The sequence below is a fragment of the Streptomyces sp. NPDC059201 genome (genome assembly GCF_042754585.1).
Lineage (GTDB): Bacteria > Actinomycetota > Actinomycetes > Streptomycetales > Streptomycetaceae > Streptomyces.
In genome coordinates this window covers 50,845-68,538 of the sequence record NZ_JBHZBB010000019.1, presented here as the reverse complement: position 1 = coordinate 68,538, position 17,694 = coordinate 50,845, and the positions used below count along the sequence as shown (strand labels likewise).

General features: G+C 74.7%; 14 protein-coding genes and 1 riboswitch. Of the genes, 4 read left to right on the top strand and 10 right to left on the bottom strand.

From position 1 onward, the window contains the following. Positions 1–175: 175 nt before the first annotated feature. On the bottom strand, positions 176–1,753 hold the full coding sequence (gene cobC, locus ACFXMG_RS37710) for an Rv2231c family pyridoxal phosphate-dependent protein CobC (protein ID WP_383822149.1): 1,578 nt from the start codon (positions 1,751–1,753) through the stop codon (positions 176–178). A 30-nt stretch (positions 1,754–1,783) separates the two neighbouring features. Between cobC and ACFXMG_RS37705 the strand changes: the two genes are divergently transcribed. After that, positions 1,784–2,563, top strand: coding sequence for a ZIP family metal transporter (locus ACFXMG_RS37705; RefSeq protein ID WP_383822152.1), 780 nt, complete (start codon positions 1,784–1,786; stop codon positions 2,561–2,563). Between the two features lie 2 nt (positions 2,564–2,565). On the opposite strand, the gene ACFXMG_RS37700 is transcribed toward ACFXMG_RS37705, so the two are convergent. The 7 genes from ACFXMG_RS37700 to ACFXMG_RS37670 all read right to left on the bottom strand — a co-directional run bounded on the left by ACFXMG_RS37700 (position 2,566) and on the right by ACFXMG_RS37670 (position 11,076). After that, complete coding sequence (locus ACFXMG_RS37700) at positions 2,566–3,906, bottom strand: cobyrinate a,c-diamide synthase (RefSeq protein WP_383822155.1); 1,341 nt, start codon at positions 3,904–3,906, stop codon at positions 2,566–2,568. Next, entirely contained in the window at positions 3,900–4,508 is a 609-nt protein-coding gene (cobO, locus tag ACFXMG_RS37695) for a cob(I)yrinic acid a,c-diamide adenosyltransferase (RefSeq protein WP_383822158.1), read from the bottom strand. The genes ACFXMG_RS37700 and cobO overlap by 7 nt, the downstream gene beginning before the upstream one ends. After that, entirely contained in the window at positions 4,508–6,562 is a 2,055-nt protein-coding gene (locus ACFXMG_RS37690; RefSeq protein WP_383822161.1) for a putative cobaltochelatase, read from the bottom strand. Before ACFXMG_RS37690 ends, cobO begins: the two co-directional genes overlap by 1 nt. A gap of 208 nt (positions 6,563–6,770) precedes the next feature. Further along, on the bottom strand, positions 6,771–8,279 hold the full coding sequence (locus ACFXMG_RS37685; protein WP_383822164.1) for a cobyric acid synthase: 1,509 nt from the start codon (positions 8,277–8,279) through the stop codon (positions 6,771–6,773). Then, positions 8,276–9,250: a cobalamin biosynthesis protein gene (locus ACFXMG_RS37680; RefSeq protein ID WP_383822167.1), complete on the bottom strand. Its 975-nt coding sequence runs from the start codon at positions 9,248–9,250 to the stop codon at positions 8,276–8,278. Before ACFXMG_RS37680 ends, ACFXMG_RS37685 begins: the two co-directional genes overlap by 4 nt. A gap of 54 nt (positions 9,251–9,304) precedes the next feature. Then, a riboswitch (cobalamin riboswitch) is annotated at positions 9,305–9,388 on the bottom strand. A gap of 157 nt (positions 9,389–9,545) precedes the next feature. Beyond that, the gene (locus ACFXMG_RS37675; protein ID WP_383822170.1) at positions 9,546–9,767 is read right to left on the bottom strand and encodes a hypothetical protein; all 222 of its coding nucleotides are present in this window, start codon (positions 9,765–9,767) and stop codon (positions 9,546–9,548) included. 28 nt (positions 9,768–9,795) lie between these two features. Continuing rightward, positions 9,796–11,076, bottom strand: a complete 1,281-nt coding sequence (locus ACFXMG_RS37670; RefSeq protein WP_383822173.1) for an anion permease — start codon at positions 11,074–11,076, stop codon at positions 9,796–9,798. Between the two features lie 352 nt (positions 11,077–11,428). Here ACFXMG_RS37670 and ACFXMG_RS37665 point away from each other — a divergent pair, with 352 nt between their 5' ends. Together ACFXMG_RS37665 and ACFXMG_RS37660 are read left to right on the top strand one after the other, a co-directional pair. Continuing rightward, positions 11,429–12,538: an alpha/beta hydrolase family protein gene (locus ACFXMG_RS37665; RefSeq protein ID WP_383822176.1), complete on the top strand. Its 1,110-nt coding sequence runs from the start codon at positions 11,429–11,431 to the stop codon at positions 12,536–12,538. 87 nt (positions 12,539–12,625) lie between these two features. Then, positions 12,626–14,062, top strand: coding sequence for a hypothetical protein (locus ACFXMG_RS37660; RefSeq protein WP_383822177.1), 1,437 nt, complete (start codon positions 12,626–12,628; stop codon positions 14,060–14,062). 65 nt (positions 14,063–14,127) lie between these two features. On the opposite strand, the gene ACFXMG_RS37655 is transcribed toward ACFXMG_RS37660, so the two are convergent. Both ACFXMG_RS37655 and ACFXMG_RS37650 read right to left on the bottom strand, forming a co-directional pair. Then, positions 14,128–14,529, bottom strand: coding sequence for a VOC family protein (locus tag ACFXMG_RS37655; protein WP_383822179.1), 402 nt, complete (start codon positions 14,527–14,529; stop codon positions 14,128–14,130). An 85-nt stretch (positions 14,530–14,614) separates the two neighbouring features. Continuing rightward, positions 14,615–15,508 carry a neutral zinc metallopeptidase gene (locus tag ACFXMG_RS37650; RefSeq protein ID WP_383822182.1) on the bottom strand — a complete coding sequence of 298 codons (894 nt, stop codon included), beginning with the start codon at positions 15,506–15,508 and terminating at the stop codon, positions 14,615–14,617. A 279-nt stretch (positions 15,509–15,787) separates the two neighbouring features. On the opposite strand from ACFXMG_RS37650, the gene ACFXMG_RS37645 reads away from it, so the two are divergent. After that, positions 15,788–17,386 carry an ABC-F family ATP-binding cassette domain-containing protein gene (locus ACFXMG_RS37645; RefSeq protein WP_383822185.1) on the top strand — a complete coding sequence of 533 codons (1,599 nt, stop codon included), beginning with the start codon at positions 15,788–15,790 and terminating at the stop codon, positions 17,384–17,386. The last annotated feature ends 308 nt before the right edge of the window (positions 17,387–17,694 follow it).

Below are 17,694 nucleotides of genomic sequence, written 5' to 3'. Positions count from 1 at the left end.
CGGGGGGTGGCGCGGGGGCCCTGACCGGGTCCCGCGCCCGCGCCGGGGGGTGCGGGCCCGTGGGGGACGGGGGGGGGACCGGGGCGGGGGGGGGGGGTGTGACGACACCGCCCGCCCCGGCCCGCCTGTCCCTTCGTGAAGGGGGTACGCCTCGTGAAGGGGGTACGCCGAAGGCTCAGCCGCCCAGCAGCAGAGCCTGGTCCAGCGCCTGGAGGAAACGATTCGTCGTCGCCCGGTCCCGGACCGCCAGCCGCAGCCAGTGCCGGTCGAGACCCGGGAACGTGTCCCCGCGCCGCGCCGCGAAGCCCAGCAGCCGCAGCCGCTCCCGCACCGCGTCCGCGCCCTCGATCCGGATCAGCACGAACGGCCCCTCGGCCGCCGCCACCGTCCGCACCTCGTCGAACTCCGCCAGACCCGCCAGCAGGTGCGCCCGCTCCGTCCCGATCCGGTGCGCCGCGTGCTCCGCCTCCGCCAGCGCCGCCCGCGTCATGCACGCCTCCGCCGCCACCAGCGCCGGCGTCGACACCGGCCACAGCGGCTGCGCCCGCTCCAGCAGCGCCACCGTCTCCGGCTCCGCGAGCGCGTACCCGATCCGCAGCCCCGCGAGGCCCCAGGTCTTCGTCAGGCTCCGCAGCACCACCAGACCCGGCACGTCCGTCCGCCCGGCCAGCGCCTCCCGCTCGCCCGGCACCGCGTCCATGAACGCCTCGTCCACGACCAGGTACCGCCCCGGCCGCGCCAGCGCCGCGATCGTCTCCGCCGGATGCAGCACCGAGGTCGGGTTGGTGGGATTGCCGATCACCACCAGGTCCGCGTCCTCCGGCACCGCCGCCGGATCCAGCCGGAAGCCGTCCTCCTCGCGCAGCAGCACCCGGCCCACCTCGTGCCCGGCGTCCCGCAGCGCCGCCTCCGGCTCGGTGAACTGCGGATGCACCACCACCGGCCGGCGCACCGGCAGCGCCCGCGCCAGCAGCACGAACGCCTCCGCCGCGCCCGAGGTCAGCAGCACCCGCCCGGTGGGCAGGTCGTGCCGCTCGGCCACCGCCGCGCGGGCCGAGCGCCCGTCCGGATAGGCCGCCAGACCCGTCAGCGAGTGCGCGATCCGTTCCCGCAGCCAGTCCGGCGGGGTCGCCGTCCGGACGTTGACCGCGAGGTCGATGAGTTTCTCGTCCCGGACCTCGGCGTCACCGTGATGACGCAGGTCGTGGGCTTGACTGCCCGTGTGGGGGCCTTCCGTGTGGGTGTCCATGTCCGCCGTCGTGTGGGGGGTGGGGATGTGGGGTGTGACAGGCTCGCCAGCGATGTACCCGCACGTCAAGGGCAACAACCGTGCGACGGACGTCACTTCGTCCGGACAAAAGCACGCTTTGTCCGGACGAAACGGGACGTGACCGGCGATCGCGCAGGTCACCCGCCGCGACTTCCGCTTCGGCACCAGCAGCACCGCCCCCGGCCCCGCCGCCCGCAGCGCCGCCGCCTCCGCCACCGACGCCGTCCCCGTCGCCGCCAGCGGCACCTCCGACGGATGCGGCACCGCCACCCCGGCCAGCTCCTCCGCAGGGAACCCCGTCACCGGCACCCCCAGACGCGCCGCCGCGGCCACGATCCCCGGCGCCGCCACGCGCGCGTCCAGCGTCGCGAGCCCCCGCACGCGCGCGTGCGGGAGCCCTCCCGCCTCCGCCAGCGCCGCCCGCACCAGGGCCAGGACCTCGTCCTCGGTCGCCCCCGACCGGACCCCCACGCCGATGTGCACACCGGGCACCCCATCCGATAGCAAGGGGCCATGGCTGTGATCGTCGCGCTCGGCGCGTTCCTCATGACGCTCTTCGGCGGCTGGGTCGCGCAGCGCGTCACCGACCGCCGGCACCTCGTCCTCGGACTCGCCGGCGGCCTCATGCTCGGCGTCGTCGGACTCGACCTGCTGCCCGAGGCCCTGGAGGCCGCCGGGAGCGAGGTCTTCGGCGTCCCCGAGGCCCTGCTGCTCTTCGTCGGCGGCTTCCTCTTCGCCCACGTCGTGGAGCGCCTGCTCGCCGTCCGCAGCGCCGCGCACGGCGTCGCGGCAGATTGGGGGGCAGCGCAGAGCGCTTCGATGAGGGGTGGTGGCCGGGAGACGGGCGGGAGGGTCCCCCAGGTCGGGCTCACCGCCGCCGCCGCCATGGTCCTGCACAGCCTCATGGACGGCATCGCGCTCGGCGCCGCCTTCCAGGTCGGCGGCGGCATGGGCGCCACCGTCGCGCTCGCCGTCATCACCCACGACTTCGCCGACGGCTTCAACACGTACACGATCACGAGCCTCTACGGGAACACCCGCCGCAAGGCCGTCGCCATGCTCGTCGCGGCCGCCGCCGCCCCCGTCGTCGGCGCCGCCTCCACCCTCCTGTTCACCCTTCCGGAGGAACTCCTCGGGGCCTATCTCGGCTTCTTCGGCGGCGCCCTGCTCTACCTCGCCGCCGCCGAGATCCTGCCCGAGGCCCACCACAAGCACCCCGCCCTCTCCACCCTGCTCTGCACGGTCGCGGGCGTCGGCTTCATCTGGCTCGTGGTGGGACTCTCCGGCCACTGAACTCACCCGCAGCGCGCCACGAACCGCGCGGCGACCTCAGGCGACCCCGCCCAGTGCGTGTGCACGTAACTGGCGTGCACCCCGCCCTGCACGAAGCCCTCCACCCGGCGCTCCGGCTGCCGCAGCCCCCAGGCCGCGACCGCCCCCGCGCCCGGCTCGATCACCGTCCGGTGGAACTCGTGCCCCCGCAGCCGCGCCCCGGCCGGCGCCAGGACGCTGTCGTTCACGGCCACCGCGTCCCGGTACCCGAGCGTCAGCCGCTCCGACATCCGCGCGTCCGCGTCCAGCACCCCGCACATCGGCGTGCCGTCCAGCGACCGCGCCAGATACAGCAGCCCGGCGCACTCGGCGGCGATCGGCGCCCCGGACGCGGCGAGCTCCGCCACCGCCTTCCGCAGCGGCTCGTTGGCGGCCAGCTCGGCCGCGTACATCTCCGGGAAACCGCCGCCTATGACGAGCCCGCCCGTCCCCTCGGGAAGGGCCTCGTCCCGCAGCGGATCGAAGGTGACGACCTCGGCCCCGGCCGCCCGCAGCAGCTCGCTGTGCTCGGCGTACGAGAACGTGAACGCTGCCCCGCCGGCCACGGCCACGACCGGCCGCCGCCCCGCCGGGGGCGCCACGACCGACGGGGTCCACGCCTCCCCGTCCAGCGGCGGCGCCGACCGCGCAAGGGCCAGCAGCGCCTCCAGGTCGCACCCGGCGAGCACCTGCTCCGCCTGCGCGGCCACCGCCTCCACGGCCTGCGCCTGCCGCTCCGCGACCGGGATCAGACCGAGGTGCCGCGACGGCGTCGCCACCGCGGGCGCCCGCCGCAGCACGCCGAGGACGGGCACGCCCGACTCCCCGAGCGCCTCCCGCAGCAGGTGCTCGTGCCGGTCGGTCGCGACCTTGTTGAGGATCACCCCGCCGATCCGCACCTCCGGGTCCCAGGACGCGAAGCCGTGCACCAGCGCCGCCACCGACCGCGACTGCGAGGACGCGTCCACGACCAGCACCACCGGCGCCCTCAGCAGCTTCGCGACCTGCGCGGTGGACGCCAGCTCGCCCTGGTCGGCGGCCCCGTCGTACAGGCCCATGACGCCCTCGACCACGGCCAGGTCGCAGCCGCGCGACCCGTGCGCGAAGAGCGGCGCGACCAGTCCCGTCCCGCACATGTACGCGTCGAGGTTGCGGCCGGGGCGGCCGGTGGCGAGCGCGTGGTAGCCCGGGTCGATGTAGTCGGGCCCCACCTTGTGCGGGGAGACGGCCAGGCCGCGGGAGGCGAACGCGGCCATCAGGCCGGTCGCCACCGTGGTCTTGCCCGCCCCCGACGACGGGGCCGCGATGACGAGACGTGCTACCACTCGATGCCCCGCTGGCCCTTCTGACCGGCGTCCATCGGGTGCTTGACCTTGGACATGTCGGTGACGAGATCGGCGAAGTCCACCAGCTCCTGCGGCGCGTTGCGGCCGGTGATCACGACGTGCTGCTGACCGGGACGGTCCCGCAGCACCTCGACGACCTCCTGCACGTCGATCCAGCCCCAGTGGAGCAGGTACGCGAACTCGTCGAGGACGTAGAACTTGTACTTCTCCTCGGCCAGATCCCGCTTGACCTGCTCCCAGCCCTCGCGCGCCTTGTCCTCGTGCGACTGCTCGCCCTCGGCGACCTCGCGCTGGATCCAGGACCAGCCCTCGCCCATCTTGTTCCAGACGACCGTGCCGCCCTTGCCGGTCTCGCCGAGCGCCTTGAGGGCGTTCTCCTCGCCGACCTTCCACTTGGCGGACTTCACGAACTGGAACACCCCGATCGGCCAGCCCTGGTTCCAGGCGCGCAGCGCCATCCCGAAGGCGGCCGTCGACTTCCCCTTGCCGACGCCCGTGTGCACCATCACCAGCGCCCGGTTGCGGCGCTGACGGGTCGTGAGACCGTCGTCGGGCACGACGGTCGGCTGTCCCTGCGGCATTAAGCGGCCCTCCTGACAGAGCGGTTGACTTGTGCTTCTCGTACGAGCCCGGCGATCGCGTCGGCGCGCAACTCGTCCAGGGTGACGGCGGTGCCGCCCAGATCACGGGCGAGGCTCCCGGCCAGACCGAGCCGCACCGGGCCCGCCTCGCAGTCCACGACGACGCTCGCGGTGCCGTCGGCGGCGTGCAGCCGCGCGGCCCGCGCCGCCAGACCCACCGGGTCCGGCCCGCCGCCGGTCGCCCGCCCGTCGGTCACGACCACCAGCAGAGCCCGCCGCGAGGGGTCCCGCAGCCGCTCCACCCGCAGCACGTCGTGCGCCTTCAGCAGCCCCGCGGACAGGGGCGTACGCCCTCCGGTCGGCAGCTCCTCCAGACGGGCGGCGGCCGCGTCCACCGAGGACGTCGGGGGCAGCGCGAGCTCGGCGCCCCGCCCCCGGAAGGTGATCAGCCCGACCTTGTCCCGCCGCTGGTACGCGTCGAGCAGCAGCGACAGCACGGCGCCCTTCACGGCGCCCATCCGCTTCCGCGCCGCCATCGACCCGGAGGCGTCCACGACGAACAGCACCAGGTTCCCCTCGCGCCCCTCCCGCACCGCCTGCCGCAGATCGTCCCGGCGCACCACGAGCCCCGCCCCGGACCGCCCGCGCGCCCGCTGGTGCGGGGCGGCGGCCCGTACGGTCGCGGACAGGTGCAGCTTGGTCAGCGCGCCCCGGGGCCGGGTGGACCCGGTGGTCCTGCCGTGCTCGGTACGCGCCCGGGAGCGCCGCCCGGCGGCCCCGTCACCGAGCCCGGGGACGGACAGCATCCGCGTACGGAACGGCTCGGCGGCCTTCACCGCGGCCCGCTCACCGGCCGCACCGGCCCCCTGAGGAGCGGGAGCCTCCTGAGGAGCGGGCGTCTCCTCCGGTACGCCGTCGGTCTCGGGCCCGGGCCCCTCCCCGCCCTGCGGGGGAACGCCACCGCCGGGACCGCCGTCCCCGGGCCCGTCCGGGTCCGGGTCCGGATCCGGATCGTCCTCGGGCGCGGACTCCGGCTCCTCCCCCTTGAACTGCTCCAGGGTCTCGTCGAGCTTGTCCTCGTCCATCCCGGGCGCGTCGAAGGGATTGCGCCGCCGCCGGTGCGGCAGGGCGAGCAGCGCGGCCTGCCGCACGTCCTCGCTCGTGACCTCGTCCCGTCCCGCCCACGCGGCGAGCGCGGTCGCGGTCCGGGCCATGACGATGTCGGCGCGCATGCCGTCGACCTCGAACGCGGCGCAGGTGGCGGCGATCTGGAGCAGTACGGCGTCCCCGAGGCGCACCTGGGGCAGCAACTCCCGCGCGGCGACGATCCGTTCGCGCAGCGCGGCCTCCTCGCCGGCCCAGCGCGCGGCGAACCCGGCCGGATCGTCCTCGAACGCCAGTCGTCGCCGGACGACTTCGACCCGCTCCTCGGGCACGCGGGAGGCGGCGACCTCCACGGTGAGCCCGAACCGGTCGAGCAGTTGCGGCCGCAGCTCGCCCTCCTCGGGGTTCATCGTCCCGACGAGCAGGAACCGCGCGGCGTGCCGCACGGAGACGCCCTCGCGCTCGACGTGGGAGGCGCCCATGGCGGCGGCGTCGAGGAGATGGTCGATCAGATGGTCGGAGAGGAGATTGACCTCGTCGACATAGAGGATCCCCCGGTGGGCGGCGGCGAGCAGCCCCGGCTCGAACGCCTTCACGCCGTCGGCGAGCGCCTTCTCGATGTCCAGCGACCCGACGAGCCGGTCCTCGGACGCCCCCACGGGCAGCTCGACCATCCGCGCGGCCCGCGCCTCGGAACCGCCGTCCCCATGAGGCCCGTCCGGGCACCCCGGATCGGGCGAGCCGGGATCACAACTGAACCGGCACCCACCGACGACAGCCACCTCGGGCAACAGTTCGGCGAGCGCCCGCACGGCCGTGCTCTTGGCGGTCCCCTTCTCCCCCCGCACGAGAACCCCGCCCACCGCCGGCGAGACAGCGTTCAACAGCAGCGCGAGCCGCAGGTCGTCCATGCCGACGACGGCGGTGAACGGAAACCGGTTGCTGCTCATCGACAGCCCCTCTCATGAAATTGACCGAAAGCCGCCGACGGCGCGCGACCGTCCACAGGGGCCACCCGCAGGATGTGATGCAAGTGGTACGGGTGGTGCGGGTGGGAACACCGGCCCGGCCGGAGGCCGGGCGCAGCGCCCGCGCGGCTCGCCCGCGCCGCACCCGCACCCGCTCCCGTACCCCCGCTCCCGCCCCGCCGCGCCCCGCTCACGGCGCGCCCGGCGGGACGAACGGCAGGCCCTTGGGTGCGCCCTCCTCGATGAGCCGCAGCAGCGCGTCCGTGTCGGCGTGCTGCTCGATCAGGTCGCCGAGCCGGTCCAGCTGCTCCTCGCGCAGCGCGCCGAAGGAGGTGTCGGGCGCCGGGACGAAGGCCCGCCCCGCCGCCGCCGCGACGTCCCGCAGGAACGCCCGGCGGAAGCCGTCGCTCTCCAGGGAGCCGTGCCAGTGGGTGCCCCAGACGGAGCCGACCCGGCAGCCGTCCAGGAACGGTTCGCCGCCGAGCACCTCCGCGACGCCGTGGTGGATCTCGTACCCCTCCACCCGCTCGCCGAGCGCCTCGCCGACCGGCCGCGCGAGGGTCTTCTCGCGCGCGAACCGGACCCGTACGGGCAGCAGCCCGAGCCCGTCGACGGCGCCCGCCCTCGACTCGACCTCGTCCTCGATGTGCTCGCCGAGCGCCTGGAAGCCGCCGCAGATGCCCAGCACCGGACGGCCCTCGGCGGCCCGCCGGAGGATCGCGTCGGCGAGACCGCGCTCCCGCAGCCACGCCAGCGCCTTGACCGTCCCGCGCGTGCCGGGCACGACGACGAGGTCCGCGTCGGCCAGCTCCTCCGGCCGGTCCACGAAGCGCACGATCACGCCCGGCTCGGCGGCCAGCGCGTCGACGTCGGTGAAGTTCGACATCAGCGGGACGGCGCAGACCGCGACCCGCAGCACGTCCGCCCCGAGCGGCGGCGCGACGACCGACTCCCGGACGGTGCCCCGCAGCGAGACCCGCAGCCCGTCCTCCTCGTCGATCCCGAGCCCGTGCGCGTACGGCAGGACACCGAGGGTCCGGCGCCCGGTCAGCCCGAGCAGCATGTCGAGCCCGGGTTCGAGCAGCGTCACGTCGCCCCGGAACTTGTTCACCAGGTACCCGGCGATCAGCTCCTGGTCCTCGGGCGCGAGCAGCGCCGTCGTGCCGAAGAACTGGGCGAAGACCCCGCCCCGGTCGATGTCGCCGACCACGACGACGGGCAGCCGCGCGGCCCGCGCGATGCCCATGTTGACGATGTCGGTGCGGCGCAGGTTGATCTCGGCGGGGCTGCCCGCGCCCTCGCAGATCACCGCGTCGTGGGTGGCCCGCAGCTCCTCCAGGCAGGCGAGCACCGGCTCGAAGAGGGTCTGCTGCCGGCCCCCGTGGTAGCCGCGCGCGGTCATCTCGCCCACCGGCTTGCCCATCAGCACGACCTGGCTGGACCGGTCGCCGCCCGGCTTGAGCAGCACCGGGTTCATCAGCGCGGTCGGCTCGACGCGGGCGGCCTGCGCCTGCATCGCCTGGGCGCGGCCTATCTCCGCGCCCTCCCGCGTCACGAAGGAGTTGAGGGACATGTTCTGTCCCTTGAAGGGCGCCACCTTGACGCCCTGCCGGACCAGCCACCGGCAGATGCCCGCCGTGACGACGCTCTTGCCCGCGTCCGAGGTCGTCCCGGCGACGAGCAGCCCCCCACCCCTCACTTCGTCCTCCGCTTCACCGTGTCGGTCAGGATCCGGCCGCCCACGCAGGCGGCCAGGGTCAGCCAGGTCACCCGGCGGGAGAGCCGGACGGCCCGGTCGATGTCGGCGACCTCGACGGGTCGCCCGCCGCCGTTGAGGACGGGCCGGTGCTCGACCCGCCCGCCGTACGAGAGCGTCCCCCCGAGCCGTACCCCGAGAGCGCCCGCGAACGCCGCCTCGACCGGTCCGGCGTTGGGGCTGGGGTGCTTCCCGGCGTCGGCCCGCCAGGCCCGTACGGCTCCGCGCGGGTCCCCGCCGCCGGCGGTCGCGAGGGCGGCGGTGAGCCGGGCGCCGGGCCAGCCGGCCAGGTCGTCGAGGCGGGCGGAGGCCCAGCCGTAGCGGCGGTAGCGGGGGGAGCGGTGGCCGACCATGGCGTCGAGGGTGTTGACGGCCCGGAAGCCGAGCAGCCCCGGCACGCCCGCGACCGCGCCCCAGACGAGGGCGCCGACGACGGCGTCGGAGGTGTTCTCGGCGACGGACTCGACGACCGCGCGGGCCATCGCGGGCCCGTCCAGGGACTCGGGGTCGCGCCCGACGAGGTGCGGCATCCGCTCCCGGGCGACCTCCAGGTCCCCGGCGGCGAGCGCCCCGCCGATGGCCCGGGCCTCCCGGCCCAGGGTCGTACCGCCGACGACGGCCCACACGGAGGCGGCGGTCAGCGCGGCGGAGGCGGCGCGGCTGTCCCGGACGGCGCGGGCGGCCAGCGCCCCGGCGGCGGCGGCGCCGCCCGCGCAGACGGCGGTGTGCAGGGCGCCCCGGCCGCGGTGGTCGCGCCAGAGGCGCCGCTCGACGGCGGCGGCGGCCCGGCCGAAGGCGGCGACGGGGTGCCCGCGGCGCGGATCGCCGAGGACCAGGTCGACGGCGAGGCCGGCGGCCGCTCCGTACGCGAAGACGGTGGTGGCCCGGGAGGCCAGGCGGGTGCGGCCGGGCATGGCGGCGTGTCCTCACTCAGGGTCCGCGCCCTGGCTCGACGTGACCGGCGGCGAGAGTTCCTGGCTCCCGGTCCCCGGCTGTCCGCCGGGCCCGGTCACAGTGGCGGGACCGCGCCGGATTCGCACCGGGCTTCCTCTCCATTGCCGCCGTATTGGCCCCGGCAGTCCACCACGCCCCGCGAAGGGCCGTCAACTCACCCTTGACCTGCGACGGGTCACTGTGCGAAGTGCCACAGACACGAGGACCGGGCCCGCCCTCGGAGGAGGTGCGGGCCCGGCCACGGAGCGTCGTCGGTCAGACGACGATCAGGTAGATGCCGTACGCGACGGCCGCCGCGCACAGCGCGAAGCAGGCGTAGGCGCCGGTGCGGGCGAGGACGGCGGAGCCGCCGGAGGCCGCGGCCTCCTCCTGCTTGGTGAGGCCGACGATCCCGAGGGTGAAGAGGCCCACGAGGGCGACGGTCGCCACGAGGCTGACTCCGAAGACGGAGCCGAGAGCTGCCCAGTCGATCTTCATGGCTTGGGTTCCCGTTTCCTTTGGGGGCTCAGACCGCGGCGGCGGGGGCCGGGGGAGCGGCGGGGTCGTTCGGACCCGGCGCGTGGATGGTGGTCTTGAGACCGTCGTCCGCGACGGCGGCGACGGAGCCGGCCGGCGGCGGGGTGACGGCGGCGATGGCCGTGGTCACGACGCCGGGGGTGCCGGAGCCGGTGTCGTCGCCGTCCAGGTCGTCGGCGATCACGTTGTGGTGGTCGACCGGCTGGCGGCGGGAGAGCGCCCAGATCACGGCCGAGCCGCCGACCAGGACGAACGCCGTGGCGGCGATGCCCCAGGGGCCCTGCTTGGTGAGGAACTCGGCGCCGGCGCCGACGAGACCGGCGGCCGGGAGGGTCAGGCCCCAGGCGACGAACATCCGGGTCGCGGTCGACCAGCGGACGACACCGCCCTTGCGGCCGAGGCCGGCGCCCATCACGGCACCCGAGCAGGACTGGGTGGTGGAGAGGGAGAAGCCGAGGTGCGAGGAGGCCAGGATGACCGTCGCGGCGCTGGTCTGGGCGGCGAAGCCCTGCTGCGGCTGGAGGTCGGTGAGGCCCTTGCCCATGGTGCGGATGATGCGCCAGCCGCCGAGGTAGGTGCCGAGCGCGATGGCGACACCGGCGGAGACGATGACCCACATGGGCGGGTTCGAGCCGGGGGCGACGACGCCCTGGGTGACCAGGGCGAGGGTGATGATGCCCATCGTCTTCTGCGCGTCGTTGGTGCCGTGGGCGAGGGAGACCAGGCCCGCGGAGGCGATCTGGCCGGCCCGGTAGCCCTTGGCCGTGGCCTTCGCCTCGGGGTTCGCCTTGATCTTGTACGTCAGCTTGGTCGCGGCCATCGCGGCGAGACCGGCGACGAGGGGCGCCGCGATCGCCGGGATGAGGACCTTGGTGACGATGGTGGAGCCGTTCACGGCCGACCAGCCGGCCGACATGACCGCGGCGCCGATGAGGCCGCCGAAGAGGGCGTGGGAGGAGCTGGACGGCAGGCCCAGGAGCCAGGTCAGCAGATTCCACAGGATGGCGCCGACGAGGGCCGCGAAGATCACTTCCGTGCGGATGCCCTCTTCGTTGATGATCCCGCCGGAGATCGTCTTGGCGACCTCGACGGACAGGAACGCGCCGACCAGGTTCAGCACGGCGGACATGGCCACCGCCGTCTTGGGCTTGAGAGCACCCGTCGAGATGGTGGTCGCCATCGCGTTGGCGGTGTCGTGGAAACCGTTCGTGAAATCGAACACGAGAGCTGTCACGACCACAATGGCGAGCAGCAGCGTGATGTGTTCCATTTACCCAGGCAATCGTTTGACGTCAGTGGCTGGACGAACGTAGGCAACCTGAGTGAACGGAAGGTGAACTGGGCGGGGCATCACGGTGTCCCGAACCGGTGTCGTGAGATTCCGCTTCTCCTCCGGGACGCCTCCGTGTCCACCATCCGGTCACCCCGGAACCACGGGTAATCCCGCCCCGCGCGGGCCCCGCCGAACCCGGCCCGCCCGACCGCCGGAACGACACGTTCCACCCCCCGGACGGTTTCATCCGCACGGGGAACCGCCGGGGAGACCCTCGTCACTCTCCCGGGGCACCCGCCCGGCCCCCGCCCGGTGGCAGCCTCCCCGCCCCCGTGACGACACTGGGAGCGTGCGCCCGGCTACAGCGACGGCAGCGGCCGTCACCACCCTGATCGGTCTCGGTGCGGCCGCCGTGGCGGCCGGCCGTCACGCCAGCGGCGTCGCCCTCAAGGCGGCGTCCGGACGGCCCCTGCCCGGAGACCCCAAGCTCACCGTGCACGCCACGGGACCCGAGCGGGTCACCCTCACCCGCAGCCTCGCCTCGCTGCGCCCCGGCACGTACGGGCTGACGGCGCCCGGCCTGCACGCGGTCACCGGACCCGTCCTCGACCGCGTCCCCCACACCGCCGACACCGTCGTCCGCCGGCTCGAACGCGTCGAGCGCGGCGCGCTCGGCCCCGGCAGCCGCGTCCGGCTCACCCCCCAGCTGCACACCGGCACCCCCGAGACCGCCCTCGGCCTGCCCCACGAGGACGTCGAGATCCCCGGCGAGCTCGGCCCGCTGCCCGCGTGGCTCGTCACCGGCCCCCGCTCCACCTGGATCGTCGCCCTGCACGGGCTCGGCACCGGCCGCGAGCACGCCCTGAACCTCGTCCCCTTCTACGCCCGCCGCCGCGTCCCCGTCCTCGTCCCCGCCTACCGCGGCGACCGGGGCGCCCCCGAGCCCGCCGACGGGCTCGCCCAGCTCGGCGACACCGAGTGGCGCGACGTCGACGCGGTCCTGCGGTACGCGGTCCGCCGCGGCGCCACCAAGATCGTGCTGCACGGCTGGGGGACGGGCGCCACGATGGCGCTGCGCGCCGCGGCCGAGTCGGGGGTACGGGACAGGATCGCCGGCCTCGTGCTCGACTCCCCGGTCCTCGACTGGGAGGCCACCGTCCGCAACCTCGCCGCCGCCCGGGGCGTCCCCGGCCCGCTGGTCCCGCTCGCCGTCCGCGCCGCCCTCGGCCGCACCGGCCCGCACCCGGACCACACGGCGGACCTCCGCGTCCCGGTCCTGCTGGCCCACGGCCCCGACGACACGATCTCCCCCTGGGAGCCGTCCGTCGAACTGGCCGCCCGCCGCCCCGACCTGGTCACCCTCCTCCCGGTCCGCCAGGCCCCCCACACCGCGATGTGGAACGCCGACCCCCTCCGCTACGAGGAAGCCCTCCGCCGCTACCTCACCCCCCTCATGTAGCCCCCCACCACCCCGCCGCCGGGCCCGTGGTGACGGCGTGGCGCATTCCGATTGGGCTTTCGGGCCGTCAGCGGGAAGACTGCCCCCGTGACGTCTCGAAAGCCCGATGAACCAGCGGCGCGCAACTCCAGACTCCGACTCGTCCGTCCGCGGTCGCTGGCCACCGCCCGACGGGCTGCGACGACGCGGCGCACCCGGCCTGCCCCGAGGCCGCCCGAGGGCACCCCGCCCCGCGCGGAGCTGGCCCGCCAGGCCCGGCTCGTCCTCGCCGACGCCGTACGGATCGCCCGCTGGGCCGCCACCCCGCGCGGCCCGCAGGCGGGCCCCCGCGCGGCCGCCCCGGCCGCTTCCGCTTCCGCCCCGCTCGACGGCCCCGCCGCCGTCGAACAGGCCGCCGCCGCGCTGGACCTGACGCCGGCCCGGGTCCGCGCCGGCTGGGACCGCGCCCGGCTCGCCGGCCTCGTCGAGCTGCACGGCGCCACCGTCCGCCCCGGCTGGCGGCTCCAGGCGTGGGACCGCGACGACTCCGCCGTGCTCCGCGGCTGGGTCGCCCTCCTCGACGCCTGGTCGCTGGTCCACCCCGCCCCGGAGGGCGTGGCGCCCGGCGCGGTCGCCGAGGTCGTCGAGGCCGTGCCGCAGGTCCTGTCGCTGCTCCAGCTCTCGCAGGGCCCCGTCCTCGTCCCCGCCCTGCTCGACCTCCTGGGCCAGCGCGTCGACGAGCTCCGCGAGGAGCGCTGCGAGGTCCCCGGCGACGGCGTCCCCGCGCAGCCCGCCACCCCCGCCGAGCGCCTGCCCGCCCTCCTCGACTGGGCCCTGGAGGGCCTCGCCGTCGTCGGCGCGCTCACCCTGGACCCGGAGACCGGCCCTGAGGGACGTCACGCGACCCTGACCCCGCTCGGCAACTGGGCGGTGTGGGTCAAGCTGGAGCAGATCTGCGTGGCCGCCCAGAGCCCCGCGGGCAACATCGAGCAGTCCGCCGCCGCCATGCTCCGCGGCTGCGCCCGGCTCACCCCGGGACCGGCCCGCGACGAGTACCGCGCCTGGCTCGCCGCCCGCACCCTGGCCGGGGCGGTCGCCGAGCTGCTGGCCGCCGCGCGCGGCGAGGACGCCCTGCTGCGCGGGCTCGCCTTCGAGGCGCTGCGGGTCGTCGGCGCCCCCGCCGAGGCGGAGGTCCGCGCCGCGGTGGCCGAACCCTCGCTGCGGCCCTACGCGCTGCTGTGGCTCGCCGAGTACGAGGGCACCGACCCCGACGACGCCCCCGAGGTCCTCACCCGCGAGGAGGCGACCTGGCTCTGGGTGGACACCGCCGCCGCCGTCGCCGACCACGGCGAGAGCGAGCTGCTGGTACGGCACCTGGACTCGGCCGTCCAGGGCACCGTGCCCGCGCTGCTCGACGAGGTCAGGGCCGTCGGCCATCCGAGGACCGTGCAGGTGCTGGTGGCGCTGGCCGCCGCCCACCCGGACCCGGCGCTGGCGAAGGCCGTCCGCCGGGCCGCCTTCCAGGTCCACACCGGCGGCTCCTGACCGGCGCCCGCGTCAGGCCCCTCCGGCCCGGGGGCCGTACCCGCCCCGGGCCGCGGCCCGCCGGGTCAGTCCGCCGAACCGGGGGCGTAGGTGCCGAAGCTCCACACGTTGCCCTCGGCGTCGCGCGCCATGTAGTCCCGGGAGCCGTACTCCTGGTCCGTGGGCGGCATGACGATCTCCACGCCGTGCGCCGCCGCGTGCGCGTGGTGCTCGTCCACGTCCCGCACCCGGACGTAGATCCCCACCGGTCCCGCGTCGGCCATCAGCTTGTCGAACTGGCTGTCGGTGCCGGAGCTGCCGAGCATCACCGTCCCGTTCCCGTACGACAGCTCGGCGTGGGCGATCAGCCCGTCCTCGCCCTCGTACACCGCGGTGGCGGTGAACCCGAAGGCTTCCGTCAGCAGCGTGATCGCCGCCTTCGCGTCCCGGTACTTCAGCGCCGGACAGATGTCGGGTGCCTCGGACATCCCGCTCACTCCCTCTCGCTCGGGTCGAATGTGACCTGGGACACAGTCTCGCAGGCGCCACCGACAACGCGCCGGACGCCGCCGCTCAGCCGAAGGTGTTGCACCGGGCCATGTCGCCCGTCCGGTAGCCCGTGTAGAACCACTGCCGGCGCTGCTCGGCCGAGCCGTGCGTCCAGCTCTCCGGGGTCACCCGGCCCTGGAAGCGCTCCTGGATCCGGTCGTCGCCGACGGCCGCCGCCGCGTCCAGGCCGTCCCGGATGTCGGCGTCGTCCAGCCGGGTGAGCAGCGGCCTGCCGGTGGACTCGTCCGGGGTGGTGGTCGCGTGCCGGGCCCACACGCCCGCATAGCAGTCCGCCTGGAGCTCGACGCGGACGGCGTTGGAGTCCGCCCCGGTCCGTCCGTCCTGGGCCCGGGTGAGCGTCCCCATCAGGTTCTGCACGTGGTGCCCGTACTCGTGGGCCACCACGTACGCCTGGGCGAAGGGGCCGCCGCCGGCGCCGAACTTGGTCCGCAGCTCCTCGAAGAAGCCCAGGTCCAGGTAGACCCTCCGGTCGCCGGGGCAGTAGAAGGGGCCGACCGCCGAGCTCGCCGCGCCGCAGGCGGTGTTCACCCGCTGGCTGAAGAGGACGGTGGAGGCGTCGCCGTAGGTGCCGCCCCGGCGCGCGTACTCGCCGCGCCAGTAGTCCTGGAGGCTGTTGACCACGGCCACCGTCCGGCAGTCCTCGCGGGTGTTGGCGTCCGCGCCGGTCCGGCAGGACCGGTTCACCTGGGCCGCCGAGGAGGCGCTGGCGGCGGGCTCGTCCTCGCCGCCGGAGGAGAGTCCGAGCTGGTCGGGGCCGACCCCGAAGAGGACTCCGAGGATCAGGGCGATGAAGCCGATGATCCCGCCGCCGACGGTGGCCTTCCCGCCGGGGATGCGACTGCCGCGGACGTCCTTCACCTCCGAGGTGTCCAGACGGGCGTCGTCGTCGAACTGCACGGTCCACCTCCGCGTCACCGCGACGGCCCGGCCGCCGCCCTCCGCCGAGTATCAGCCGATCACGCGCAGCCTGCCCCTTTTGTTCCCTCTGGTGAGAGGTGAGAGAAAGCTCCCGATCCGGCCTCCGTCGCCCGCATGGCCGAAAACCAGTTGCAGGCGCCCGATAGAATGGCCGCATGGACATTCTCCCCTGGGACATCCTCCCCTGGGTGCACTAGCGGAGTCGCAGCCCGTCACCAGCCGTCATCCGCCGTATCCCCATCGCCCTGGAGTCTGTCCGTGATCACCGCTTCCGGCATCGAGCTGCGCGCCGGCGCCCGCATCCTCATCGAGAACACGTCCTTCCGCGTCGCCAAGGGCGACCGCATCGGCCTCGTCGGCCGCAACGGAGCGGGCAAGACCACGCTCACCAAGTGCCTGGCCGGTGAGGGGCAGCCCGCCGCCGGCACCATCGCCCGCTCCGGCGAGGTCGGCTACCTCCCGCAGGACCCGCGCACCGGCGACCTCGACATCCTCGCCCGCGACCGCGTCCTGTCGGCCCGCGGTCTCGACGTCCTCATCCGCAAGATGCGGATGAACGAGGAGCGGATCGCGACCGGCGCCGGCGCCACCCGCGAGAAGGCCCTCAAGCAGTACGAGCGCCAGGAGACCGAGTTCCTCACCAAGGGCGGGTACGCCGCCGAGGCCGAGGCCGCCACCATCGCGGCCGCCCTCGGTCTGCCCGACCGGGTCCTCGGCCAGCCGCTGCACACCCTCTCCGGCGGTCAGCGCCGCCGGGTCGAGCTGGCCCGGATCCTCTTCTCGGACGCCGACACGCTCCTCCTCGACGAGCCCACGAACCACCTCGACGCCGACTCGATCGTCTGGCTGCGCGACTACCTGAAGACCTACCGCGGCGGCTTCATCGTCATCTCCCACGACGTCGACCTGGTCGAGACCGTCGTCAACAAGGTCTTCTACCTGGACGCCAACCGCTCCACGATCGACGTCTACAACATGGGCTGGAAGCTCTACCAGCAGCAGCGCGAGGCCGACGAGAAGCGCCGCAAGCGCGAGCGCCAGAACGCCGAGAAGAAGGCCGCCGCCCTCAACTCGCAGGCCGACAAGATGCGCGCCAAGGCCACCAAGACGGTCGCCGCGCAGAACATGGCCAAGCGCGCCGAGCGCCTGCTCTCCGGCCTGGACGCGGTCCGCGTCTCCGACAAGGTCGCCAAGCTGCGCTTCCCGGAGCCCGCCCCCTGCGGCAAGACCCCGCTCACCGCGGAGGGCCTGTCGAAGTCGTACGGCTCCCTGGAGATCTTCACCGACGTCGACCTGGCCATCGACAAGGGCTCCCGCGTCGTCATCCTCGGCCTCAACGGCGCCGGGAAGACGACCCTGCTCCGCCTCCTCGGCGGGGTCGAGAAGCCCGACACCGGCGAGGTCACCCCCGGCCACGGCCTCAAGCTCGGCTACTACGCCCAGGAGCACGAGACCCTGGACCCGGACCGCACGGTCCTGGAGAACATGCGCTCCGCCGCGCCCGACCTCGACCTGGTCGAGGTCCGCAAGACGCTCGGCTCCTTCCTCTTCTCCGGCGACGACGTCGACAAGCCGGCCGGGGTGCTCTCCGGCGGCGAGAAGACCCGGCTCGCGCTCGCGACCCTGGTCGTCTCCGCGGCCAACGTGCTCCTGCTCGACGAGCCCACCAACAACCTCGACCCCGCCAGCCGCGAGGAGATCCTCGGCGCGCTGCGCACCTACAAGGGCGCGGTCGTCCTGGTCACCCACGACGAGGGCGCCGTCGAGGCGCTCGACCCGGAGCGGATCATCCTGCTGCCGGACGGCGTGGAGGACCTGTGGGGCCCCGACTACGCGGACCTGGTCGCCCTGGCCTGAGCCCCGGCTGGATCATTCGGCGCAGCGCCGGATCCGTCATCTGAGTGAGAAGGTCTCGTACCTCCGGCGCGGGCCTCTGCCGAATCCTTCCGGCAGAGCCCGCGTCGTACGTTTGTTCCCCCGATATCGCTGACCTGGCGATCCCTTGATCCACTCCTTCGGGGGTCGGGTTCCGGCCGCGCGGAATGACGGCTTCCGATCGTGAGGACGCCGTACTCGTCCGCAAACCCGGCAGGACGGAACTTGTCGAATGGGTGGCCAGGACGACGGGGAGGGGTGATCATGAGAAGTCCAGAGCGCACTTCCCA